The following is a 26151-nucleotide window of genomic DNA, read 5'->3' as shown; positions in this document are numbered from 1 at the left end:
AGATCTACCAAAGTACGATGAACAAGGAAATGAATACACGTACACAGTAAGTGAAGTAAAAGTAAATGGATATGCAACAAAAGTAGAAGGAACAACAATTACGAACACTTACAAAAATACAGAAACAACAGAAATCAGTGGTAAGAAAGTCTGGGATGATAACAACGCAATAGATCGTCCAGTATCCATCAAAGTAGACTTATTACAAAATGGAAAAGTTATTGACACGAAAGAAGTAAGCGCGGCAACAAACTGGAAGTACACGTTTGAAAAACTACAAGTATATGATGCAAACGGAGTAGCGTACAAGTATGAAGTGAAAGAACAACCAGTAGCGGGATACAAATCCGAAGTAAATGGTTATGACATCACGAATACAAAAATCAAGGACGAACCAGGTGTAGATCCAAAAGATCCAAGCAAGACAGATCCAAAAGATCCAAGTAAAGATCCAAAAGATCCAAGTAAAGATCCAAACACAAATACAGACAAAAATAGCGATTCAAAAGTTCCACCTACTACAGAAAATGATAAGCCAACATTACTTCCTAACACAGGAGGAACATCAGCAGAAATGAGTTCAATTCTTGGAGGTATTGTATTATTCCTTTTAGGTGGAATCCTACTCGCTCGTCAGCGAATAAAATAATAAAAAAGATTTAGATTATTGATTACACTGTAATCTGAGTAGCAGACAAATTAAAAAATTACTATTGATATTACGCCCTTTAGGTAAGTATTCAAAAACACTTCACGATAAAGTGAAGGGAAGAATGCAACCTGAAGGGTTTTTTTATAGAAAAAAGAGAACAATTTCAGGTTGGGCTCAATCAGCGGCCGAATAATATGGTCAGCTTTCATAGAGATAAGCGGCTCTAAAGTAATAACGAAACCGCTTTCAATAAGTCTATTATCCATTGGGTCATAAGCTTAGAATGTGGTGTGGTATCTCATGTGATTTAAGATCAATGACCATGTTCCGTTAAGTTTTGGATGAATGCATAGCCATTTTTATGGCTAATTTAGAAATAGTATTTTGTAAAGCTTTGCTCGTGAGTAGCTGCATCAGCGTTTGTTTCAGGAATAAAAGCATTTGTTCCTAAAATAACTGTTAAAGCTAACACAACTGCAAGAATAATTTTTTCATAGTAGAAAGCCTTCTTTATTAGATGTAATTACTATTATTACAATTTTTATTCTACATGGTAATACCATTCAATAATGTAACTACATTAATATATTACGTTTTATATTATACACAATAAATCGTATAATTAATATACTTTAATTAATATATTAATGTTTTTTTGGTAAGAACGCTATGTAATAAATATGCTGTTATACATATTTATTTTTCCTTAATAAAAAGCCACCGATTAATCGGTAGCTTGAAATAGTATTAAGCAGCTTTTTTTCCTGTTTTCATGGCAGGCTGAAGGGTATTATAGACACCGGTTCCAATGACCTCTAATGCCATTTTCATACGTTCTGGTGAAATGTTCTCAAATACGTTATCTTGAGGCGTGTGATATACCTTTTCGATATGATAGATTAATGGATTCCAACTATCGACGCCCATCCAAATAAATAGTGCAGAAGGAATACCCACTTCAGCAAATGGTACGTGATCACTAGAGCCAAATTTCCCTTGAAGAACGAGATCATTATTTAATTGTTTACCTGCTTGTAAGGCAGCATCTGTTACAATGTTTGTTGAGCCATCAGGAGTCATTGCATATAAATTCTTTGCTTTATCATAATTTGTTGCAACCATGTCTGCGTTAAAAACACCTAAAATTCGATCGCGTTCCTTTTGGGACAGACTATTAACATAATAATCAGAGCCAAGTAAGCCAATTTCCTCAGAACCAAAAGCAATAAAACGAATTTCTTTATCAGTTTCTACATTTTGAAAAGCACGAGCTAATTCTAATACTAATCCTGTACCAGAAGCATTATCATTTGCCCCAGGTGCTCCAACGACACTATCATAGTGTGAACTTACAACGACAGCTTTTTCATTACCTGTACTATTTTTTGGTTTCTTTTTAGCGATGACATTTAGGGATGTTAAATTAGATTCATGTCTCGCTTTTAGGGAAAGAATTGTTGTCTCCTTTTTAGCGATTTCTTCTTTAAACGCATTTCCTTGAGCATAAGCAAGACCAAAGACAGGGATAGACTGCTTTTTAGTTAAGCGAGGATTAAAGGTTTGTCCGTAGTTTCCACGACCTCCAATTAAACTGTATAAAAGAACACCTTTTGCTCCTTTACTAACAGCATTTTCAACTTGCTTATTATAATCTGCTACTGTGGCACCTCTTTCGAATAAAACAATTTTTCCGTTTACCTCATTTGGAATATCGTCCAATTTTGTACCACCTTGAACAAAGATAAGCGGAGCTGTAACAGCTTCTGTAGAAATTAGTGAATTGGGAGCGGCACCAGCTTGCCAATTACGCTTTGCCTCTAATGGTGATTCGATAAATCCAACGTATTGATCCGGAACTTGAAAGGGTTGATACTCTACTTCATATCCCATTGACTTAAGCTTCATACCAACATAGCGAGAAGCCCATTCTTCTGATTTTGTACCACCTGGACGGGGACCGATTGTTTCGGATAAGAAACGGATATGCTCGATGGCGCGGTTTGCATCAACTTGTTTTGTAATAGGTGGAGTCTGTGTAATTTCTGACGTGGAATCAGCTTTTGCTTGTCCGATTGGAGCTAAGCTAACGGCGAGTGATACAGCAAGCAAGGAGCTTACTATTTTTTGTTTCAGTGATTTTCTCATTTTTTCCTCTCCCATTCTTCTATTCTCTCTGACTGACAAAAGAAGACGGATAACGACCTTATTTTACCTTTATATGTCTTAGTTTTCAATAAATGTATGTTGAGAAATAAAAAACGCTATATGCACATTTGCATATTTTTAGCGGAGATATGTATGCTATCATTTTAAATGAAGGATCGCTTTCTGTTTTGAAGGCTCCTACATTGCATGAATCTAGTGTACCCAAACTTTAGATTATGTAGGGAAAAGAGATCCGTTATAGGATTTCTTTTCTTTTGTTTTGTTTGAATCATGTGATGGTAACTATGTTTCCGCATTTCATAATTATCATCAGTGATATATGTAAGGCATCCATATGAAAATACGAGGCTGTTCAAGAGTTTTCCGTACTTTTGGACAGCCTCACCCCGTTAAAAAGGTGATACTTTGATGTATCACCTTTTTATTTGTATAAGCTTTCTGTTTATATGGATGTTACATACTTAAAAATAATAAAAAACAGCCGCTTTAGTAGAAGGAATCTACAAAACGGCTGTTTTTTATTATAGTTGAGTTAAAATAATTGGCTCGCTACGAGTGACAACAACTGTATGTTCACATTGTGCAACAAGGCTTTTATCTGGTGTAACGAATGTCCAACCATCATCACCGCGCTCAATAATATGATCAGCTTTCATAGAGATGAATGGTTCTACAGCGATAACAAGGCCGTCTTTTAGAAGTGCATTATCCATTGGATCATAGTAGCTTAAGATGTGATTTGGGGCTTCGTGTAAGCTAAGACCAATGCCGTGACCAGTTAAGTTTTGAATAACGTTATATCCACTTTTATGTGCAAAGTTAGAAACAGCACGACCAATTTGATTTTGTTTTGAGCCAGCTTTTACTTTTTTCATTGCTTCCCAAAAAGAGTCTACTGCTGCTTGGCAAAGTTTTTCTTTTTCTTCATCTTCTCCAAGAACAAATGAGATACCTGTATCTGCATAATAGCCATCAAGTGCTGCCGATACGTCTACGTTCACTAAATCGCCTTCTTTTAATACGCGATCGCTTGGAATGCCGTGAGCAACTTCTTCGTTTACACTAATGCAAGTTACACCTGGGAATTTATATTCTTTTTCAGGCGCTGAAATAGCACCGTGCTCATCTAATACTTTTTTACCAATTAAATCAAGCTCTTTCGTTGTCATACCTGGCTTCGCTTGTTTTTTCATTTCTTCGCGTGCAAGTGCAACGATGCGGCCGATTTTTCGTAAACCTTCTAAATCTTGTTCATTACGAATAATCATGAAAACCACTGTCCTTCCTCGAATATATCTCTTATCCGATTGTATCATGTTTATTTTTGTACTGCTACTCGCGTGCGGTATAAGGGTTGATTCCTCTCATAAAGAATACATGACAATTGTCATATGGATGTCATGACGCATCATACTGTTTCCTAACTTTTCCAGCGCATACAATGTAAATATAAGAAACGGCGGGGGTGGAGAGATGGAAAAGATTATTGAAGTAAATGGTGTTTCTAAAACATTTAAACATAAAAAAGCAGTAAATAACGTTTCATTTCATGTAAATAAAGGGCAAATAGTAGCATTACTCGGTCCAAATGGTGCGGGGAAAACAACGACAATTTCAATGATGCTCGGATTAAAAGATCCGACAGAGGGGAGTGTCTCTATATTTGGAAAGAGTCCGAAGCATAGAGATGTTCGTAATAGCCTTGGTGCGATGCTGCAAGAAGTAAGTGTGATTGATAGTATCACGGTAGATGAGGCAATTGAGTTATTCCGTAGTTATTATACGAATCCAGTAGCGAAAGAAACATTACTTCAGTTATCAAATTTAGAATCAGAGCGAAAGCAAAGATGTGAGAAATTATCGGGTGGCCAAAAGAGAAGGTTAAATTTTGCACTGGCACTTGCAGGAAATCCAGAGTTGTTATTTTTAGATGAGCCGACAGTTGGAATGGATATTACGTCTCGAAAAACATTTTGGGAAACGATTAGAAAGTTAGCAAGTGAAGGGAAAACGATTATTTTAACGACGCACTATTTAGAAGAGGCAGATGCTTTAGCGGATCGGATTTTATTATTTGCGAACGGAAAGATCATCGCAGATGGTACGCCAGATGAAATGAAAGCGACGATTTCTCGAAAAACGATTTCGTTTTATTCGAAAGAAAGTATCCCTATGGGCTTGCTAAAGGAATTGCCGAATGTAACAGGAGTACAGTCAAATGAGGGGCGGATTATTTTAACAACGGAGGATACTGATGCCACGTTACAAGCAATTTATCAAAAGAACTTACCTGTAACAGATATTTCAGTTGAACGTGGAAGTCTCGACGAAGCATTTGAACAGTTTGTCGCAAATCAGAAGGGGGAAATCGCATGAGAGCACTATGGATGCAATGTAAAATAGAGGTTTTGCGTACGTTCCGTAATAAATTATTTATCTTTTTCTCATTATTAATGCCAGTTATGTTTTACTATATTTTCACAAATGTTATTCAAGTCCCACAAAACGGAGATGCTTGGAAAGCTCATTATTTAATTTCAATGGCGACTTTCAGTATTGTAGGGACTGCACTTTTTAGTTTCGGTGTGAGACTTTCTCAGGAAAAAGGGCAAGGATGGACACATCTTTTAAAAATTACACCACTTCCAGAGGGAGCATATTTAGCAGCAAAGATTATTGCTCAAACAGTAGTGAATGCTTTTTCAATCTTAGTTATTTTTATGGCAGGAATATTAATTAATAATGTCGAGTTAACAGTAGGTCAATGGATTGGTGCCGGATTATGGTTATTATTAGGCGTGACACCATTTTTAGCACTCGGAACAGTAATAGGTTCAATCAAAAAGGCGGATGCAGCTGCTGGCCTGGCTAATATTTTAAATATGAGCTTAGCTGTAGTTGGCGGATTATGGATGCCAATTGAAGTATTCCCAAAAGTATTAAGAACTATTGGAGAATGGACACCAACATATCATTTTGGTAGCGGGGCATGGGATATTGTAGCTGGAAAATCAATTGGATGGGAAAATATCGCGGTACTAGGAGGTTATTTCCTTATATTTGTTGTAGTATCAATATATATAAGAAAAAGACAGGAAGCGGTATAAATGATAGAGAAGAAGAGGATTGAGATTTTTCCAAAATATATGGGATTCTTCCCATATATGTGGCTCGTGTATCTGCTATTTCCAATTTATAATTTAACACAAGTATCAGGATGGAAGCTTGTAATTGGCATCGGTATGTTGATAGTTTTCATTGTCACATACCGTCAACTTTATTTCGTTCAAAAGACGTTCATTTTATGGGCATGTATTCAAATGTTACTAACCTTTTTATTTGCTGTATTTTATAATCCTTTTATGATTTTCTTTGGATTTTTTACGGCAAGTGCGATGGGATTTGCACCAAGTAAAAAAGTATTTCGATTGTTGTGGGGCCTGTTAATTGTAATGCTGGGAGCTTTTACATTTGTAAACTTTAATCAACTAACAACTACAAGTTTAGTGAATATAGTTCCAATGTTTATTTTAATGCTCCTTACACCATTTGGAATGCGTAATTTTAATCAAAAAAAGGTATTAAGGAATCAATTAAACGAAGCAAACGAGCAAATTAAAGACTTAGTAAAACGTGAAGAACGTCAGCGAATTGCAAGAGATCTTCATGACACGTTAGGACACACACTATCTCTTATTACTTTAAAAAGTCAGCTTGTTGAGAAGTTAATTGTGAAAAATCCGGAGCGGGCAAGTATGGAAGCGAAGGAAATTACACAAACATCTCGTACCGCTTTAAAGCAGCTGAGGGAATTAATTTCTGATATGCGCATGATTACAGTAGAAGAAGAGCTTGAGCAAATAAAAGCAATCTTACAAGCAGCTAGCATTGAATTGGAAATAAAGCAGGAAGCAAGCTCAAGTTTGTTATCACCGATTGAACAAAATATTTTAGGAATGTGTTTACGTGAGGCTGTGACGAATGTTGTAAAGCATAGTAAGGCATCGCGGTGTACGGTTTCTGTATTGGAATCACAGGGTGAATTAATCTTAACAGTAGAAGACAATGGTATCGGTTTAGAGGATCAAAACCATGATGGAAACGGTATCCGCGGTATGAAAGAGCGAATTGCTCTTATTGATGGATTTGTTGAACTAAATACGATACATCCAGGGACGCTATTAACAGTAAAAGTACCAGTTGTCATTAGAACAGGAAAAGATGAGGTGAGGGCATGATTCGAATTATTATTGCGGAAGATCAACGGATGCTTCGTGGTGCATTAGGAGCCCTGCTTGATTTAGAAGATGATATGGAAGTGATTGGGCAAGCTGCGAACGGGGAAGAGGCGTTAAAATTAATTGAATCGTTAAAGCCGGATATAAGTATTATGGATATTGAAATGCCGATTCAAAGTGGATTGGATGTTGCTGAAACTTTAAAGAAAGAAAAATCATTATGCAAAGTAATGATTTTAACAACATTTGCAAGGCCAGGGTATTTTGAAAGGGCGATGAAAGCTGGTGTGCACGGATATTTGTTAAAAGATAGCCCGAGTGAAGATTTAGCCGCAGCAATTCGTAATGTAATGAAGGGAAAACGAGAGGTTTCTCAAGATTTAATGTTTGGTTTATGGCAGGAGCAAAATCCATTATCAGATCGTGAAAAAGAAGTATTGTTACTTGCTAAAGAAGGAAAGACGGCAAATGAAATTGCGAAAACACTTTATCTTTCACCGGGTACAGTACGTAATTATATTTCCGAAGTGTTAACGAAGCTCGACGCGAAAAATAGAATTGAGGCAATTACAATTGCGGAAGAAAAGGGATGGATATAAAAAGAAGTTTACCTATAGTCGGTAAACTTCTTTTTTTCTTATTTTCCTTGTTGTACTTCTACTACTTTATTAATTTTTGCTAGTGCTTTATATCCATGTGCTTGGAAAGCCTTTTCGAATTCTGTTGCTGTCGTATTACCATATAAGTCTTTTGCAGCTTGTACAATGTGAGATTGAAGTGATTCAAAATCTTCTGCTGAAGTTGCGTAGTTTTGCAATGCACGCATAACAACTTTACTTACTTTTTCATTTCCTTGTCTTTGAACAGATATACCGTTATACGTTTTACCTTCAGCTAATTGATATAATACATGGCTAATGATTCCGGAATTCACATGAGATTCTTGATTATTTCCATCATTATAGAAATCTTGTAAGTTTGTATATAGTTTGTTGCCGCCGTCACCAATTTCCCCTGGGATGTCACGAATTGTTAGACCACCTAACGTATCACCCATAATCCAATTTCCTTTATCTTTCTTTACGTAATATTCTATTTGTGTACCCCAAAAATCTGCTAAACCTTCATTTAGCGCAGATGTTTCAGCACTTGGATATCGCACAATTTTATTTTTCGTCGTACCACTAAATACAGCATGTCCAAATTCATGGGCTGTTACGTCAAGAGCAGAGGTTAATTTTCCATTTAGCCCGTCACCAAAGACCATTTGATTCCAACCTGGATGCCAAAACGCATTTACATAGTTTTCTTTTACACCATCACTAACTTCAGTAGAATCAAATCCGTGGACGCTAGCAACGACTTTTGAATCTTTATTATCGTAACTTTTTAGATTATGTTCTTTCTTAAAATAGTCGTAAATATTACTCATGTTTTTCATAACACCAGCTGCTTCTTTATCTGCAAAGTTCGAAGTGTTACTTGAAATAAGTGTCCCTGGATAACCGGCTTGGCTATTGCCACCAAGAGAGTCAGCATAGTCTGCGTTATAAATATAAATACCATTTCCACGGGATAAATCAGCTAAATAAAATTTTCCGTCAGTACCTTTTGCGATATTAAATAATACATTTTCTTGTAGCGCATTTTTCCCAGTTCCTTGTTCTTTCGCTGGTGATAGTTTAGGTGCTGTTACTTGATTAATAGTTTTATTCTCTTTATTTTTAATAAACTTTTCTTGGAAAAGTACTTCACCAGTTTGTAAGTCCATGATTGCATTTCCGTTTATAACTTGTTCATTGTTTTCATAAGTAAATGTAAGGACCGTTGCGTATGTATAGTGCCCATCTTTTTTCGTATAAACTACCGTTTCGCTAGAAAATTCTGTTTCTGTCGCATCACTTGGAATTTGAAGTATATTGCGTAATTTAGATTTTACTTCATTTTTCGACAAAAAATTTGTTATAGTAAGATTAAGTTGTTGGTCTAAATTTTGGGCAACTTTACCACTAACAGTTGTAATTACTCCATTTTTATCTACTTTTACAATGAGATCTTGACCATATACTTTATAGTTTTTGTATGTTTGTGCAAGGCGTAATTCGGTTTGATTTTCTTTTGTTTCTGTATTTGTAGGTTGAAAATCGACATTCTTTTCAGTAGTAACTTGCTCTTGTTGAGCTTTAGCCCCATTTACCTCACCTTTTAAATACTTTTTAGCAATATTCTCTTTTGTATCGTTTTGAGGTTGTGTTAATTTTCCGATTGTTAAACCAGGCTGAGCAATTTCAACTTTCACTTCATTTTTATCTAATTCTTGAGCGTGAATAGCTTCTGTTGATAAAGGACAAAGAAGACCGAATGTAACGAAAGCACTAGCAAGTTTTCTATAATTCATCTATAACACTCCTAATCTTGTATTGTGTATGTGAGATGAATTGTATGAGGAATTTGCCGAATTTTATATATATTATGCATTATTTCATATCAAAAATTGTCGAATTCACATTATTGTAGTGGTATGACAACTTAAAAAAAATTAGATTGTTATAATGGGATGGTGAGTAAGTATGCATGCAGAAAAATTAGGAAGCGAAATAAAGAAAATTAGGGTAATGAGAGGATTAACACAGAAACAACTCTCCGATAATGTATGTCATCAATCGGAAGTGAGCAGAATTGAATCGGGCGCGGTATACCCAAGTATGGATATATTGCAAGGTATCGCAGCGAAGTTACAAGTTCCCATTATTCATTTTTATGAGGTACTCATTTATTCCGATATCGAGAGGAAAAAGCAGTTTAAAGATCGAATTATTATACTTCTTAAGCAAAAGAAATATAAAGAGATTTATAATAAAGTATGGAATGAGCTGAAAAAGGAAGAGTATCATCCTGAGTTTCAGCAGTTTCTTCAATGGCAATATCATGTATCTGCGTATGTGCTAAAGAAGATTGATTATGAATATTGTATTCTAGAGTTAAAAAAGCTACTAAATCAACAATTAACGGGAATAGATGTGTATCAAAATCTTTATATAGAAAATGCGATTGCAAATATTTATGCTGAAAATGGCTATTTTAAGAAGAGTATTGAGTTATTTGAGGATATATTAAAGCAAGTAGAAACATTGCATAATAATGAAGAATTCGATGTGAAGGTAAGATATAATCACGCGAAAGCATTATACTTAGATAACCAATATGAAGAAGCACTTTATCAAGTGAATAAAGCGATTGAAATATCGTGCCGGATTAATAGTATGGCATTAATTGGACAGCTATACTATCAAAGAGGTGAATGCCTAGAGAAGTTAGAGCATGATGGGGCAGAGATTGAAGATGCATATAAGAAAGCAAGTTTCTTTTTTGATATATTAGAAATGCATGTATATAAAGAAGCGCTTGCAAATAAAATCAACAGATAAACACCCTAAAAAATGGATATGCATAATTGCATACGGTATGGATAAATTTTCATGATATATTAAAAGAAAAAATGTGGGTGATGGAATATGAAAAAACTACTTATTGGTAGTCTATTAACGTTAGCGATGGCATGGGGTATTTCATTAGGAGATACAGCTTTAGAGAAAAGCCAGGTAATTTCTCATAATAATCAAGAGGTACAATTAGCTTCAGATCTACCTTTTGAATATTAAAAAACAACCGTCTTACTTAGACGGTTGTTTTTTCGTTGAGTAACATCCAAACATCTTTACTAGAAACAGGTTTGCTAAAGAGGAATCCTTGAATGTGGTCACAGTTTTGTTCGTGTAAAAAATTCCATTGTTCTTCTGTTTCTACACCTTCCGCAATAACCTCTAAATTTAATTCTTTTGATAGCGTAATAATGGAAGCGATAATCGCTTCTTCTAAAGGGCTATTTGTAATTCCACAAATAAATTCTCGAGCAATTTTTAATGTATTGATTGGATATTTCGTTAAATAAGCTAAAGAACTATAACCAGTTCCAAAGTCATCAATTGAAATTTGGATACCGAGATTTTGAAGTTCTTCTAGTTTAGCAATTACAGAATGATTTTGATTAATTGCGATACTTTCCGTAATCTCAATATCTAGCGCTTCCGGCTTTAGTTCTGTTTCTTCCAAGACTTTTGAAATAGTTGATATTAAATCTGCGTGATTAAATTGAACAACAGATAAATTTACACCAACCTTTAAGTGAGAAAATCCTTGGTTATGCCACTTTTTTGCTTCTAAGCAGGCGATACGTAAAATCCAATTACCAAGTTCAATAATAAATCCTGTTTCCTCTGCTAGAGGAATGAATTGGGCAGGCGATACAATTCCGAGTTTTGGATGTTTCCAACGAATTAACGCCTCAAAACCGATAATTTGTTTTGTTTTTGTGTTTACTTGTGGCTGGTATTCAAGGAAAAATTCATTTTGTTGTAGTGCTTTTGAAAGCTCACCTTCTAGGAAGTGTATTTCATTTTGAGCAATACTCATTTCTTTTGAGAAGAAAACGAATCTGTTTTTTCCATTTGCCTTTGCTCGATACATAGCCATATCTGCATTTTTCATTAATTCGGTTACATCGGTTCCGTAGTCAGGGTACATCGCAATTCCGATACTCGGTGTAACAGAAAGTTCTTCATCTTTAATAAAGTAAGGCTTATTTAAAATAGTTAAAATTTGTTCAGCTATAAAAGAAGCACTTTTTTCAGAGTACATATCTGGTAATAGAATCGTAAATTCATCTCCGCCTTGGCGGGCAACGATATCTTTTGAACGCAAACATCCACGTAATCTTTTTGCTACTTCAATTAATAATAAATCCCCGACATCATGGCCGAGTCGATCGTTAATTTTTTTAAATCGATCTAAGTCGAGGAACATGACCGCAACGTCATTAGTGTTGTTTTGAGCTGTATTTAAAATCGTTTTTAAATCTTTTTCGAATTTCCGGCGATTCGGTAGTCCTGTAAGTGCATCATGGAAAGCCATATGCTCTACTTGCTTTTGTTTTTCATATAAAGTTGTAATATCACGTGCTATACCAAACATCCCAACAACTTCTTTATTTATGAAAGTAGGGATGAGTGTAATGTGAAGGTAATAGTAGTAGCCTTCTTTTTCTTTTGTACGAACCTCTAAAGTTTGTGGTCTACCTTCTTTAGTTATTTGTAAAGCTCTCTTTAGTAGATCATGGTCTTTTAAATCAATAAAGTGTAGAAGGGAATAGCTTTCGACTTCACAATAGTAGGCAGTAAATAAGCTTTCACAAGCCTTATTAGATTGTTGAAAAATGCCATTCATATTTAAAGAGAAAACGGCATCAGGATGATCTTCGAATAAAGATGTATAACGTTGTTCACTTTTTGATAACGCAGATGCACCTTCTTCAACTTTTCCTTCTAGTTGTGTAGTCAACTGTTCGTACGTATCGATTAGTACTTGATTATCTTTCCACATGTAAAGTTGTCGTAGGAATAATAAGATGAGTGATAATACGAGACCGATTAACATGAACTTATCATCCCAAGGTTGAATAAGAATAAAGGCAAAGGTAATGATTATACTGAAATATGGTAATATAAAGCGCACATAATCGAATCGATAATATTTCGCTTTCGTTTCATGTTGCATGGGTTTATCCAAAATGTACAATATGGATGATAAACCGATTAGTAAAATCGAAGCAGTATGTATTAAATAAGAGACTTCAGAAGAAGTTTCCATTCCTGAGGTTATCTGAAGCAAGTGTATATATCCGTAAACAAGTATGATAGTAAAGCCGATAATTAATGAGATTCTGCTAGAAGAATACTGCTCTCTCCTATATAGGCTAATAACGGCGTAAATTACTAATGATTGTGCGATAAAATACCCAATCAAAAGCCACGTGTCCTTCGTCAACATACGAAAGCTGGAAATATCTAAAATAAAAGTTAAGGTAAAATAAATATTCATAATAACAATAAAGATGCTATCGAATGAAAATTGAGCAAGGCCTCTAATAGAGTAATGTTTTATAAACTTTATAGCAAAGCCAGAAAAGAGAAAAATATATTGTATGATGAAAAAAGGCAATGCCTTATATGAGAATATGACTTGATCATATATAGAAAGTGAATGAAGAAATAAAGTTATCTCCATAGCTAATCCACATATACAAGTGCATAGTACTAGAACCCAAAATAGTTTGTCACCGTGCTTCATCTTTTTAATTGCTTTATATAAGCAATAGCAAGAAAAGAGTGTAGCAAACCAAAATAAGAAGAGAATTCCAATTTCTTTTATATTTAAATCCCTAGGGATAAGGAATATCCAAAGAGAAAATATAATTATATACATCATGACAAATTGTACATATTTTTTTTGATTAATCATATTATGACTCCGTTTCAATAAAGTTGAATCGCAGGGGGAAAATGCTAATTTAAATAATAGCATATAAATTGGGATGTTTTTTGCTATAAGAATTACTTTTTTTGAAAAAATAGCGCAGGGTTACAAATTACCATTGTAACGTTGCGCCATTTTTTCTTTTTATCCCTCTTATAGAAGCGATTTCATCTATTAACTGAAGAAGTGCTAAATCCTTTTGTTTACTTTCAATCATAATATCGAAATCATGATCAATTTTTTTTGTAATGTGTAAAAAAGGTTTAATAAACTCTAAATCAATATAACTTGCGTGAGCCCTAAATTCTTTTTCTGATTTAGGGGAAGAAATATGAACTTTAGGAAGGACATTTGTATGTGACCAAGTTTTAAATATCATAGGAAGTAATTCTTCTAGCGGTTCATTACAAAGGTTCGCTATGTGATGATGATAATCGAACACGAAAGGGATTTTTTCTTTTTGACAAATGGCCAAAGTTTCAGAAGTTGTATATGTTTTATCGTCATTTTCAAGAGTCATTTGTCTTTTTATATGGTAAGGAAGTTGTTGTATGTTTTCATGAAAACGTTCGATTGCCTTCTCCTTATTTCCATACGCGCCACCTACATGGATATTAATGTAGGAAGAATCTGCAATTCCCATAGCATTTAACACGTTATAATGATAGGTCATATCTGTAATGGCATTATTTGTAATATGTGATTTGTCGCTTGTAAATAGCGTAAATTGATTGGGATGAAAACTTACGCGTAAATTGTGTTCTTGAATTAATGCTCCTATTTTACGCCATAGTGGAGCAAATAGTTGAATGTAATCAAATTCAACTTCAGGATGTGTTGCAAGCGGGACGATAGAAGATGATAAACGATATAATGGAATTTCGTGTGCAATATTGTAATGAAGGATGCGTATTGTGTGTTCTAGATTTTGCAGTGTGACATTATATAATTTATCTTCACGCTCTTGTTTTTTTAGTTTTTTCCAGCTTGTAAATGTCATTGTTTTGGCAGGCGAACAGTCCCATAATGCCGTAGCATGTGAGACATATCCAAATCGCATTATCATATGTGATTCACCTCTTTGGCTCTTGAAATTTCCCTATAAAAAGAACGCGAGTATCGTTCCTATCCATTCCTTTCCTCTATCAATAATGGAGAGAGGGCTGACATCTTCAAAGGAAAGTAATGAGGAGCGTCCCAAATCTTCCTCGAATTTGCTTTTTACTTCTTGTATGAAATGTTTATCGTATAAAAGGCAATTGATTTCATGGTTACTATATAAACTTCTCATATCGAAATTAGCAGTTCCGATATCACAAATATGATCATCTACTATAATAATTTTTGCGTGGAAAAATCCTTGCTGAAAAGCGTAAATATTACAACCAGCTTGTATTAACTTTCGGCAATATGGGAATTTTGCTTCTCGAACGAGGGCGTGATCTGCCTTTTGTGGAACGAGAATAGTTATTTGAACCCCACGTTTTCGTGCTTTTAATAATGCGTTCATAATTTTTTTTCCAGGAATAAAATATGGTGTACCGATAAAGAGTTCTTTTTCCGCGCTTTCGATTAAATGTAAAAATGTATTTTGTAAATAGGCACCATCAGTAGGGATGAAGCGATGTAGAATAGCACCAGGTTGTTGTTCTGGAAAATAAAGAGAGGAATCTAATAAGTTTTGGTTCGTATCATCAAACCAGTCATGTAAAAATTGTTTTTGTAAATCTTGTATCCCTTCTCCTGTAAGACGTAAATGATAATCTCTCCATAACCCTAACTTTTGATTGTGCCCTAAATATTCCTCGCCGATATTAAATCCACCAATATAACCAATTTTCCCGTCAATAACTGTAATTTTTCTATGGTTTCTTTGATTGGCAGAAAAGAAAAGAAAAGGAAATTTTACTTTGTGACAAAATGAAAAAGAGACACCATGCTTTTGTAGGGAGTAAACCGCTTCTTTTGATAAATAATGACTTCCAAACCGGTCGAGTAAAAGTCTTACTTCAATTCCTTCTTGTGCTTTATCGATAAGTAAATTTAAAAATTTACGACTTATGTCATCGTTTTTTACAATAAAAAATAAGACGTGCACATGGTGTTTAGCTTGTTTTATATCAGTAAAGAGAGCATCGTACAGATCATTTCCGTATGTATAAAGGCGAAAATCACTTTGACGTAAAGGGAAAGAACGAGAGCGTACGCGCTTTAAATAAAGAATTCTCCCGTATGAAAGGTCGATTGTAATCCAGAGAGCGCTGCCTAATAACAAGAGAGATAAGAAGAACATAAGTAAATTCCCTCCTTCACGGTCTTTTCACCATCAATTTTTTACAAATCAAAAGTTCAATTTAGCCCGCTATTTGCAGGCTGCCCGTAAAAGTCCGATTAGTGTGGGCTAATAATCATTGGGTATGAACAGCCCCGCCGATTAAAGTTTCACTTTATAGTTTCACCGAAATAAACAGCTTTATTAAAAAATGTGTTGTTGTATAACAAAAAACTGTTGACTGAATGCTCACTCATTATATAATGGGAATAGGGGATACAATTCAGAAAATTATATATTTTCGAAGATTCTAAAAAAGGAAGAGGGCTTACAAAGAGAGGGGTAGCATAAAATGAATAGCTTACTAATCATTAATTGGCTGGCTGCCATTGCTGTTATTGCTTATGCGGGATATTTGTTTGTATATCTTATACGAACGAGGATGGCCTACATACAATTAGGAAAAAAGATTGAATTTGACCGTCGTTTTAAAGAACGTTGGGATCTCCTTAAGGTCAATGTTTTCGGTCAAAAAAAGCTGCTGAAAGATAAAAAGAGCGGCATCATTCACGTTATGTTCTTTTACGGATTTATTCTTGTCCAATTTGGAGCAATTGACTTCGTTTGGAAAGGGCTCGCACCAGGATCACATCTTCCACTTGGACCACTATATCCTGCATTTACATTCTTCCAGGAAATTGTCACACTTGTTATTTTAATTGCAGTCTTTTGGGCTTTTCATAGACGCTATGTTGAAAAGCTTGTTCGTTTAAAACGTAATTTCAAATCAGGTCTTGTCCTTATCTTTATCGGTGGCTTAATGATTTCTGTGCTACTTGGTAATGGAATGGGAATTATATGGCATGGCGAAGAGCTTTCGTGGAGTGAACCAATCGCTTCTGCAATCGCTTACGTTTTCTCAGGGATAAATGAAACCGTAGCCATTTCAGTGTTCTATTTCTCTTGGTGGGTGCATCTATTAATCTTGTTAACGTTTTTAGTTTATGTACCACAATCAAAACATGCGCATTTAATTGCTGGACCAGTTAACGTATTTTTTGGTCGTCTTTCAAATCCAGGAAAACTTGAAAAAATCGATTTTGAAGATGAAACGCAAGAAACATTCGGTGTTGGTAAAATTGAAGACTTTAGACAAAATCAACTTATCGACTTATATTCTTGCGTCGAATGTGGTCGTTGTACAAATATGTGTCCGGCAACAGGAACAGGGAAAATGTTATCACCGATGGATTTAATTTTAAAACTTCGTGATCATTTAACTGATAAAGGAGCAGCGGTAACATCAAAAGCACCGTGGGTTCCAGTTGTTGCTTTTAATAATACACAAGGAAATCAGTTAGCGATGATGGCAGCTGGAAAAGGACAACAAGAATCAGCGGCTACAGCGCTAGCGTACGATCCAAGTTTAATCGGAGACGTTATTACAGAAGAAGAGATTTGGGCATGTACAACGTGCCGTAACTGTGAGGACCAGTGCCCAGTTATGAATGAGCATGTTGACAAAATTATTGATTTACGCCGCTATCTCGTTTTAACAGAAGGGAAAATGGACGCGGAAGCGCAGCGTGCAATGACAAACATTGAGCGTCAAGGGAATCCGTGGGGACTGAATCGTAAAGAGCGTGAAACATGGCGCCAAGGTGACGATGAAGTAACAGTTCCAACTGTAAAGGAGAAATCAAAAGCTGGCGAAGAGTTTGAATACTTATTCTGGGTTGGATCAATGGGTTCGTATGACAATCGCAGTCAGAAGATTGCGATATCATTTGCGAAGCTAATGAACGAAGCAGGCATTTCATTCGCAATTCTTGGTAATAAGGAAAAGAACTCTGGTGATACACCGCGCCGCCTTGGAAATGAATTTGTATTCCAGGAAATGGCGACTAAAAATATTGAAGAATTTGAAAAAGCAGGAGTGAAGAAAATCGTTACGATTGACCCTCATGCTTATAACACTTTTAAAAATGAGTACCCGGACTTTGGCTTACAAGCAGAAGTCTATCATCATACAGAATTACTAGCTCAGTGGGTGAAGGAAGGACGTTTAAAACCTGTCCATTCTATTGAAGAGACAGTTACGTATCATGATTCCTGTTACTTAGGAAGATACAACGAAGTATACGAAGCACCGCGCGATATTCTAAAAGCAATTCCAGGTGTAAACCTTGTAGAAATGGCGCGTAACCGTGAAACGGGAATGTGCTGTGGTGCGGGTGGTGGCCTAATGTGGATGGAAGAAACGGCAGGTTCTCGTATTAACGTTGCTCGTACAGAACAAGCGCTAGCTGTGCAGCCGTCAATTATCGGTACAGGATGCCCGTATTGCTTAACGATGATTAGTGACGGTACGAAAGCGAAAGAAGTTGAAGAAACAGTTCAAACTCTGGACGTAACAGAGATTTTAGAACGCTCAGTTATCGGACAGAAGAAAGAAGCAATGTAGTTTGTAGGAATGCATCCAACTTTAGAAAGAGGTGCAATAATTGCACCTCTTCTAAGCGTAGGAATGCCGAGCGAGCGCTCGGTGCTAAAAAAAGAAATGGGGGAAAGAAACATGAGTAAAACAGTTATTTTAAGTGCTGCAAGAACACCGGTTGGAAAATTTGGAGGAACTTTAAAAGACGTGAAAGCAACAGAACTTGGAGGAATCGCAATTAAGGCAGCGCTTGAAAGAGCGAATGTTTCCGCTAGTGATGTTGAAGAAGTTATATTTGGAACGGTTATCCAAGGAGGGCAAGGACAAATTCCATCACGCCAAGCAGCAAGAGCGGCCGGCATTCCTTGGGAAGTGCAGACAGAAACAGTAAATAAAGTTTGTGCATCAGGACTTCGCGCAGTTACGTTAGCGGATCAAATTATTCGTACTGGTGATCAATCACTGATTGTAGCTGGTGGAATGGAATCGATGAGTAACAGCCCTTACATTTTACGAGGGGCAAGATGGGGATACAGAATGGGTAACAACGAAGTTATCGATTTAAACGTTGCAGACGGTTTAACATGCGCATTTTCAGGTATACACATGGGTGTTTATGGCGGAGAAGTTGCAAACGAGGATGGGATCTCCCGCGAAGCACAAGATGAATGGGCATATCGTAGCCATCAACGTGCGGTTTCGGCACATAAGGAAGGTCGTTTTGAAGAGGAGATTGTACCAGTAACAATTCAGCAAAGAAAAGGCGATCCTATCGTCGTGGCTAAGGATGAGGCGCCACGCGCGGATACAACGATTGAAAAACTAGCGAAATTAAAGCCTGTTTTTGATAAGACGTCGTCGGTGACAGCTGGTAATGCTCCTGGACTAAATGATGGCGGTGCTGCGCTTGTATTAATGAGCGAGGACAGAGCGAAGCAAGAAGGAAGAAAGCCATTAGCGACAATTTTGGCGCATACGGCGATTGCGGTAGAATCGAAGGATTTCCCAAGAACACCAGGTTATGCAATTAATGAATTGCTGAAAAAGACAGGTAAGACAATTGAAGACATAGATCTATTTGAAATCAATGAGGCATTTGCGGCGGTAGCAATTGCAAGTACAGAAATCGCAGGAATCGATCCGGAAAAATTGAATGTAAATGGTGGTGCTGTAGCAATGGGGCATCCAATTGGAGCGAGCGGAGCACGTATTATCGTTACACTTATCCATGCACTGAAGCAGCGCGGCGGCGGAATTGGAATTGCTTCTATTTGTAGCGGTGGCGGTCAAGGTGATGCAGTGATGATTGAGGTTCATTAATTTACGTTCAGGAAATTTTCGGTTTATTAACAACTTATATTAAGGGGGAAGAAAGAATGGGTGTACAAAAAATAGTTGTAATTGGTGCAGGGCAAATGGGTTCAGGTATCGCACAAGTGTGTGCAATGGCAGGCTATGATGTGAAAGTGCAAGATTTAAAGCAAGAGCAATTAGATAGAGGGCTAGCTGTTATTTCGAAAAATTTAGCCCGCCAAGTAGAAAAAGGTCGTATGAAGGAAGAAGAGAAAGAAGCGACTTTAAATCGTCTTACATGGACGCTCGATTTAAATAGTGTCAAAGAAGCTGATCTTATTATTGAAGCAGCTGTTGAAAAAATGGATATTAAAAAGAAAATTTTTGCGAATCTAGATGAAATTGCTCCAGAACACGCAATTTTAGCGACGAATACGTCATCGTTACCAATTACGGAAATTGCAGCGGTAACGAAACGACCTGAGAAAGTAATCGGCATGCACTTTATGAATCCAGTTCCAGTTATGAAACTCGTTGAAATTATTCGTGGTTTAGCTACAGATGATGCAGTGTACGAAACGATTGAGGATATTACGAAAAAAATCGGGAAAGTGCCAGTTGAAGTAAATGATTTCCCAGGGTTTGTATCGAACCGTATTTTATTACCGATGATTAACGAAGCAATCTATACGTTATATGAAGGTGTAGCGACGAAAGAAGCGATTGATGAAGTAATGAAACTCGGTATGAATCATCCGATGGGACCACTTACATTAGCTGATTTTATCGGTTTAGATACGTGTTTATACATTATGGAAGTGTTGCATGAAGGATTAGGAGATAGTAAATATCGCCCATGTCCATTATTACGTAAGTATGTGAATGCAGGATGGTTAGGACGTAAAACGGGTCGTGGTTTCTACGTTTACGAATAAATTCCTCCCTTTATTAAAGTAGTGGTCTTACCAAATTATTAAAAAGATATATAGCAAATGGAGGCGAAGTACATGAATTTTCACTTTACTGAAGAGCAACAAATGATGAGGAAAATGGTTCGAGATTTTGCGCAGAAGGAAATAGCTCCCTTTGTTCCTAGTATGGAACAAGGGGTGTTCCCAAAAGAGATTTTGCAAAAGATGGGTGAGCTTGGACTAATGGGTATTCCGGCGCCTGCAAAATATGGCGGGGCAGAAATGGATTTTATTTCTTACATTCTAGCGATTGAAGAAATTTCAAAGGTAAGCGCAACGGTCGGTGTAATTTTAGCTGTACATACGTCAGTTGGAATGAATCCGATTTTGTATTTCGGAACAGAAGAACAGAAGCAGAAGTATGTTTCTAAACTGGCGACTGGTGAATATTTAGGCGCATTTGCTCTAACAGAACCGAATGCAGGATCAGATGCAGGCAGTTTGAAATCAAGAGCTGTAAAGAAAGGCGATCACTACATCATTAATGGATCGAAAGTCTTTATTACAAATGGTGGTGAAGCAAGTACATATATCGTCTTCGCGTCTACAAATCCAGAGGCGGGGAAAAGCGGGATTTCAGCATTTATAGTAGAGAAAGATACACCAGGCTTAATCATCGGAAAAGATGAGCATAAGATGGGGCTTCTTGGTTCTCGCACAGTGCAACTTACGTTTGAAGATATGAAAGTGCCGGCTGAGAATTTACTTGGTGAAGAAGGACAAGGATTTAAGGTGGCAATGGCGAATTTAGATGTTGGGCGAATTGGAATCGGAGCGCAGGCATTAGGAATCGCGGAAGCGGCGCTTGCAAGTGCGATTGATTATGCGAAAGAGCGTGAGCAATTCGGAAAGCCAATTGCGGCGCAGCAAGGAATCGGATTCAAACTTGCAGATATGGCGACTAGCGTAGAAGCAGCGCGATTACTTGTATACAGAGCGGCATCGCTAAGAGCACAAGGATTACCATGCGGTAAAGAAGCTTCTATTGCGAAATTATTTGCTTCTAAGACGGCTGTTGAAGTTGCGATTGAAGCAGTGCAAGTATTTGGTGGTTATGGTTATACGAAAGATTATCCAGTAGAAAGATTTTTCCGTGATGCGAAGATCACACAGATATATGAAGGAACGAGCGAAATACAAAAGCTTGTAATTAGTCGAGCTTTATAAAAAGGCAGAGGGGGAGACGGGAATGCATTTTAAATTATCAGAAGAACATGAAATGATAAGGAAAATGGTTCGGGATTTTGCAAGGAATGAAGTAGCACCGACAGCAGCAGAGCGTGATGAGGAAGAGCGATTTGATCGCGCTTTATTCGATCAAATGGCAGAGCTTGGTTTGACCGGTATTCCGTGGCCTGAAGAATACGGCGGAATTGGAAGCGATTACTTAGCGTATGTAATTGCCGTTGAAGAGTTATCCCGCGTTTGTGCTTCTACAGGTGTAACGTTGTCTGCACATACTTCACTTGCTGGATGGCCAATTTTTAAATTTGGAACGGAAGAGCAAAAACAAAAGTTTTTGCGCCCAATGGCTGAAGGGAAGAAAATTGGTGCATATGGCTTAACAGAACCAAGCTCTGGATCAGATGCTGGTGGAATGAGGACGACTGCAAAACGAGATGGAGACCATTACATTTTAAATGGTTCGAAAATCTTTATTACAAATGGCGGCATTGCTGATATTTATGTTGTTTTTGCATTAACAGATCCTGATTCGAAGCAGCGCGGCACGAGTGCATTTATTGTGGAGAGTGATACGCTAGGGTTTTCAGTTGGGAAGAAGGAAAGTAAGTTAGGAATTCGCTCTTCGCCAACGACTGAAATTATGTTTGAAGACTGCCGTATTCCTGTAAGGAATCTGCTAGGGGAAGAGGGCCAAGGATTTAAAGTTGCGATGCAAACGTTAGATGGCGGTCGTAATGGTATTGCGGCGCAAGCGGTTGGGATTGCACAATCCGCTTTAGATGCTTCTGTAGAATATGCAAGAGAACGTCATCAGTTTGGGAAGCCAATTGCGGCGCAACAAGGAATTGGCTTTAAACTTGCAGATATGGCAACGGATGTAGAGGCAGCGCGTCTTTTAACATATCAAGCGGCTTGGCTTGAATCTGAAGGGCTTCCGTACGGGAAAGAGTCAGCGATGTCAAAAGTATTTGCAGGTGATACAGCGATGAAGGTAACGACTGAAGCAGTACAAGTATTTGGTGGTTATGGTTATACGAAAGATTATCCAGTAGAGCGTTATATGCGCGATGCAAAGATTACACAAATATATGAGGGAACACAAGAGATTCAAAGGCTTGTAATTTCTCGTATGTTAACGAAGTAGGAACGAAAGCGTAGGTATTTTCCTACGCTTTTTACTTCCAAAAATAATAGAGAGAGGTGAAGGGATGGTTAAACATAATGTACATGCGTCAGTGAAAGATGAAAAATTAGTTGCGTTAAGGCGTGAACAAATGATTAAAGGTGCGGTGCAGCTGTTTAAGCAAAAAGGATTCCCGCGTACAACAACGAGAGAAATTGCGAAAGCGGCTGGATTTAGTATCGGAACACTTTATGAATACATTCGCACAAAAGATGATGTATTATATTTAGTTTGTGATAGTATTTATGAACATGTAAAAGAGCGGTTAGAGAAAGTAGTGTGTACAGAGAAGGGAAGTATAGAAAGCTTAAAGATAGCGATAACGAATTATTTTAAAGTGATGGATGAATTGCAAGAAGAAGTATTAATTATGTATCAAGAGGTACGTTTTTTACCGAAAGAATCACTCCCATATGTATTAGAAAAAGAGTTTCAAATGGTCGGGATGTTTGAGAATATTTTAGAGCAGTGTACGGAAAATGGGACATTTACACTAAATAAAAAGGAAATACAGCTTCTTGCACATAATATTTTCATACAAGGACAAATGTGGGGATTTAGACGTTGGGCCCTGCAAAAACTGTATACTCTCGAAGAATATACAGAAATGCAAATTAGGTATGTACTGCAAGGTGCGCATATGTTTCCGAAATAAGGAATGGACAAATTATAATTTTATCCCGCTATTTGTGGGCAGTAAGACTCCCACCTCAAAATTCGGCTGGAACAAAGAAGTTAGGTGGGAGATCAAACGCCCGTAAACGCCCGATTGGTGAAGGCTAATAATCAGTGGGGGATGAACAAAACCCCACTGATTAAAGTTTCACTTTATTACCATATAAAGTTTCCCGTTTTTTTTTTGTAGCATATTTGTGCGACTTTTGTTTATAATGAATAGTATGGATTTTTTTAAGCAGACCGTTGTATATAAGGTTATATTTGAAGAAAGGAAGTGCCGCATAAGTGAATTTTAAGCAATATTCACCAGAAGAGCTAAAAGAATGTTCAATGATTGAAGTTGTACATAGCGTTTTAGGGAATAAAAGACAAGCAACGACATTCAACGAGTTGGTTCAAGAAATCGCTCAAGTGCTGGGACTATCTCAAGGGCAAGTTAATACGAAACTCGCACAATTTTATACAGATTTAAACATCGATGGACGTTTCATTAATTTAGGAGAAAATCGTTGGGGGCTACGCAGCTGGTACCCATATGAGCAAATTGATGAAGAAATTCTGCCTCAGCCAAAACCGAAGAAGAAACGTAAAGTTGAAGAGGACGGTTTTGACGACTACATCGAAGAAGATGAAGATGAATTCGGCGATGCAGAAGGAAATGCAGACCAAGAAGAAGATGTAGAAGATTTGGACAAGGTTCTTGAAGAAGAAGACGCAGATGATGAAGATGATGATCTTGATGATGTAGAAGAAGATGAAGACTTCGCAGAAGAAGAACTTGAGTACGATGAAACTGAAGAAGAAGAAGAGGAAGAGCGTTAGTTCTTGACTTTTCATTATCGTCCATGTAGAATCATTTTTGGGCTCTTTAAAAAAGGACGATAATACTTTTAAAGTGTAAATATAAAAGAAAATTGCTCCCTACTTATTACTTTATGTGATGAGGGGAGCAATTTTCTTTTTTGTTTTTTGTTTAGAAAATAAAAAGAGCCTAACAATAAGATAGATACACTGTTATCTACATACGTTGCGCTTTGCAACGGTGATTATATAACAACGAAGTAGAAGGGAGTATTTTCATGACTAAGTATATTTTTGTAACAGGCGGTGTAGTATCGTCTTTAGGTAAAGGTATTACAGCAGCATCTCTTGGAAGACTTTTAAAAAATCGTGGTTTAAACGTAACTATTCAAAAGTTTGATCCATACATTAACGTAGACCCAGGGACTATGAGTCCATACCAACACGGTGAGGTATTCGTAACAGATGATGGTGCAGAAACGGACTTAGACCTAGGTCACTATGAGCGTTTTATCGACATCAACTTAAATAAATACAGCAACGTAACAACAGGTAAAATTTACTCTTCAGTTCTTCAAAAAGAGCGTCGTGGTGAATATTTAGGAGGAACAGTTCAAGTTATTCCTCACATTACTAACGAAATTAAAGAACGTGTATATCGTTCTGGTCGCGAAACAAACGCCGACGTTGTTATTACAGAAATCGGTGGAACTGTTGGTGATATCGAGTCTCTACCATTCTTAGAAGCAATTCGTCAAATTAAGAGCGACATCGGTCGTGACAATGTAATGTACATTCACTGTACGTTAATCCCGTACTTAAAAGCAGCGGGTGAAATGAAAACAAAACCAACGCAACATAGCGTTAAAGAGCTTCGCAGCTTAGGTATTCAGCCGAACATTATCGTTGTTCGTACAGAATTACCTGTTTCTCAGGACATGAAAGACAAGCTTGCATTATTCTGTGACATCGATACAAAAGCAGTTATCGAAGCACGCGATGCAGATACTTTATATGCGGTTCCATTAGCTCTTCAAGAACAAAACATGGACCAAATCGTTTGCGATCACTTAAAATTAGACAATCCTGCTGCAGATATGACAGATTGGACTGCACTAGTTAATAAAGTACGTAACCTTTCTAAGAAAACAAAAATCGCTCTTGTTGGTAAATATGTAGAGCTTCAAGACGCATATATTTCTGTTGTAGAAGCACTTCGTCATGCAGGTTATTCATTCGACACAGATGTAGAAGTGAAATGGGTAAACGCTGAGCACGTAACAGCAGAGAACGTAAAAGAATTAGTTGGCGACACAGATGGTATCCTTGTACCAGGTGGCTTCGGCGATCGTGGTGTAGAAGGTAAAATCGTTGCAATTCAATATGCTCGTGAAAACAAAGTTCCATTCTTAGGAATTTGCCTAGGTATGCAACTTGCATCAATCGAATTTGCACGTAACGTATTAGGATTAGAAGGAGCTAACTCTTCTGAAATTAATCCTGACACACCTTATGCAATTATCGATTTATTACCAGAACAAAAAGATGTAGAAGATTTAGGTGGTACACTTCGCCTTGGTCTATACCCATGTAAGCTTGCTGAAGAAACAAATGCTTACAATGCTTACAACGAGCCGGTTATATATGAGCGTCATCGTCATCGTTATGAGTTCAATAATCAATTCCGTCCAGATATGGAAAAAGAAGGATTTGTATTCTCTGGTACAAGCCCAGACGGTCGTCTAGTGGAAATTATTGAATTACAAGATCATCCTTGGTTCGTGGCAGCACAGTTCCATCCAGAACTTGTATCTCGTCCAAACCGTCCGCAACCATTGTTCCATGATTTCGTAAGTGCTTCTATTACGAATAAAGAGAGCAAGTAATAAAAAAAAGCGCCTGA

General features: G+C 36.9%; 21 protein-coding genes and 1 pseudogene. 15 read left to right on the top strand and 7 right to left on the bottom strand.

Annotation, left to right across the window (positions count from 1 at the left end):
- The coding region (locus JTF23_RS19940) for a Cna B-type domain-containing protein (RefSeq protein ID WP_204209459.1) at window positions 1–649 on the top strand (649 nt) is incomplete at its 5' end.
- 191 nt (window positions 650–840) lie between these two features.
- Here JTF23_RS19940 and JTF23_RS27935 read toward each other — a convergent pair.
- The 3 genes and pseudogenes from JTF23_RS27935 to map all read right to left on the bottom strand — a co-directional run.
- Window positions 841–1019: pseudogene (locus JTF23_RS27935) on the bottom strand (type I methionyl aminopeptidase); the annotation flags it as partial.
- Window positions 1020–1399: 380 nt separating this feature from the next.
- On the bottom strand, window positions 1400–2797 hold the full coding sequence (locus JTF23_RS19935) for a M28 family metallopeptidase (RefSeq protein WP_204209458.1): 1398 nt from the start codon (window positions 2795–2797) through the stop codon (window positions 1400–1402).
- Window positions 2798–3339: 542 nt separating this feature from the next.
- Window positions 3340–4134 (bottom strand): type I methionyl aminopeptidase, encoded by a 795-nt coding sequence (gene map, locus JTF23_RS19930; protein ID WP_204209457.1) that lies wholly within the window; start codon window positions 4132–4134, stop codon window positions 3340–3342.
- 157 nt (window positions 4135–4291) lie between these two features.
- Here map and JTF23_RS19925 point away from each other — a divergent pair, with 157 nt between their 5' ends.
- The 4 genes from JTF23_RS19925 to JTF23_RS19910 are packed head-to-tail and all read left to right on the top strand — an operon-like array spanning window position 4292 to window position 7655.
- Complete coding sequence (locus tag JTF23_RS19925; protein WP_204209456.1) at window positions 4292–5194, top strand: ABC transporter ATP-binding protein; 903 nt, start codon at window positions 4292–4294, stop codon at window positions 5192–5194.
- A complete protein-coding gene (locus tag JTF23_RS19920) occupies window positions 5191–5925 on the top strand; it encodes an ABC transporter permease (RefSeq protein WP_002113090.1) in 735 nt (244 codons plus the stop codon). Before JTF23_RS19925 ends, JTF23_RS19920 begins: the two co-directional genes overlap by 4 nt.
- Window positions 5926–7056 (top strand): sensor histidine kinase, encoded by a 1131-nt coding sequence (locus tag JTF23_RS19915; protein ID WP_204209455.1) that lies wholly within the window; start codon window positions 5926–5928, stop codon window positions 7054–7056. It begins immediately after the preceding gene.
- Complete coding sequence (locus tag JTF23_RS19910) at window positions 7053–7655, top strand: response regulator transcription factor (protein WP_131232876.1); 603 nt, start codon at window positions 7053–7055, stop codon at window positions 7653–7655. The genes JTF23_RS19915 and JTF23_RS19910 overlap by 4 nt, the downstream gene beginning before the upstream one ends.
- 38 nt (window positions 7656–7693) lie before the next feature.
- On the opposite strand, the gene JTF23_RS19905 is transcribed toward JTF23_RS19910, so the two are convergent.
- The gene (locus JTF23_RS19905) at window positions 7694–9454 is read right to left on the bottom strand and encodes a M4 family metallopeptidase (RefSeq protein WP_204209454.1); all 1761 of its coding nucleotides are present in this window, start codon (window positions 9452–9454) and stop codon (window positions 7694–7696) included.
- Between the two features lie 172 nt (window positions 9455–9626).
- Between JTF23_RS19905 and JTF23_RS19900 the strand changes: the two genes are divergently transcribed.
- Window positions 9627–10484: a helix-turn-helix domain-containing protein gene (locus tag JTF23_RS19900; RefSeq protein WP_016106729.1), complete on the top strand. Its 858-nt coding sequence runs from the start codon at window positions 9627–9629 to the stop codon at window positions 10482–10484.
- An 87-nt stretch (window positions 10485–10571) separates the two neighbouring features.
- Window positions 10572–10718, top strand: coding sequence for a quorum-sensing peptide PapR (locus JTF23_RS19895; RefSeq protein WP_033714914.1), 147 nt, complete (start codon window positions 10572–10574; stop codon window positions 10716–10718).
- Between the two features lie 16 nt (window positions 10719–10734).
- On the opposite strand, the gene JTF23_RS19890 is transcribed toward JTF23_RS19895, so the two are convergent.
- The 3 genes from JTF23_RS19890 to cls form a co-directional block, all read right to left on the bottom strand.
- On the bottom strand, window positions 10735–13413 hold the full coding sequence (locus JTF23_RS19890; RefSeq protein WP_204209453.1) for a DUF4084 domain-containing protein: 2679 nt from the start codon (window positions 13411–13413) through the stop codon (window positions 10735–10737).
- A gap of 127 nt (window positions 13414–13540) precedes the next feature.
- Window positions 13541–14494 carry a UV DNA damage repair endonuclease UvsE gene (gene uvsE, locus JTF23_RS19885; RefSeq protein ID WP_204209452.1) on the bottom strand — a complete coding sequence of 318 codons (954 nt, stop codon included), beginning with the start codon at window positions 14492–14494 and terminating at the stop codon, window positions 13541–13543.
- A 33-nt stretch (window positions 14495–14527) separates the two neighbouring features.
- Window positions 14528–15721 (bottom strand): cardiolipin synthase, encoded by a 1194-nt coding sequence (gene cls / locus JTF23_RS19880; RefSeq protein ID WP_204209451.1) that lies wholly within the window; start codon window positions 15719–15721, stop codon window positions 14528–14530.
- 331 nt (window positions 15722–16052) lie between these two features.
- On the opposite strand from cls, the gene JTF23_RS19875 reads away from it, so the two are divergent.
- The 8 genes from JTF23_RS19875 to pyrG all read left to right on the top strand — a co-directional run bounded on the left by JTF23_RS19875 (window position 16053) and on the right by pyrG (window position 26134).
- Window positions 16053–18164: a (Fe-S)-binding protein gene (locus JTF23_RS19875; RefSeq protein ID WP_002198758.1), complete on the top strand. Its 2112-nt coding sequence runs from the start codon at window positions 16053–16055 to the stop codon at window positions 18162–18164.
- A gap of 9 nt (window positions 18165–18173) precedes the next feature.
- A complete protein-coding gene (locus JTF23_RS19870) occupies window positions 18174–19457 on the top strand; it encodes an acetyl-CoA C-acetyltransferase (protein ID WP_070129229.1) in 1284 nt (427 codons plus the stop codon).
- A gap of 56 nt (window positions 19458–19513) precedes the next feature.
- The gene (locus JTF23_RS19865; RefSeq protein WP_002113074.1) at window positions 19514–20365 is read left to right on the top strand and encodes a 3-hydroxybutyryl-CoA dehydrogenase; all 852 of its coding nucleotides are present in this window, start codon (window positions 19514–19516) and stop codon (window positions 20363–20365) included.
- A gap of 72 nt (window positions 20366–20437) precedes the next feature.
- A complete protein-coding gene (locus tag JTF23_RS19860) occupies window positions 20438–21568 on the top strand; it encodes an acyl-CoA dehydrogenase (RefSeq protein WP_002113073.1) in 1131 nt (376 codons plus the stop codon).
- Between the two features lie 22 nt (window positions 21569–21590).
- Entirely contained in the window at window positions 21591–22730 is a 1140-nt protein-coding gene (acdA, locus tag JTF23_RS19855; protein WP_078174954.1) for an acyl-CoA dehydrogenase AcdA, read from the top strand.
- 64 nt (window positions 22731–22794) lie between these two features.
- Window positions 22795–23424, top strand: a complete 630-nt coding sequence (locus tag JTF23_RS19850; RefSeq protein WP_002159764.1) for a TetR/AcrR family transcriptional regulator — start codon at window positions 22795–22797, stop codon at window positions 23422–23424.
- A 308-nt stretch (window positions 23425–23732) separates the two neighbouring features.
- Window positions 23733–24269 (top strand): DNA-directed RNA polymerase subunit delta, encoded by a 537-nt coding sequence (gene rpoE, locus JTF23_RS19845; RefSeq protein ID WP_078174953.1) that lies wholly within the window; start codon window positions 23733–23735, stop codon window positions 24267–24269.
- A gap of 257 nt (window positions 24270–24526) precedes the next feature.
- Complete coding sequence (gene pyrG / locus JTF23_RS19840; RefSeq protein ID WP_016106722.1) at window positions 24527–26134, top strand: CTP synthase; 1608 nt, start codon at window positions 24527–24529, stop codon at window positions 26132–26134.
- The last annotated feature ends 17 nt before the right edge of the window (window positions 26135–26151 follow it).

The sequence above is a fragment of the Bacillus sp. RIT 809 genome, assembly GCF_016892495.1.
Lineage (GTDB): Bacteria > Bacillota > Bacilli > Bacillales > Bacillaceae_G > Bacillus_A > Bacillus_A cereus_U.
Note: the sequence above shows the minus strand (reverse complement) of the source record. Positions and strands in the feature narration are given on the sequence as shown.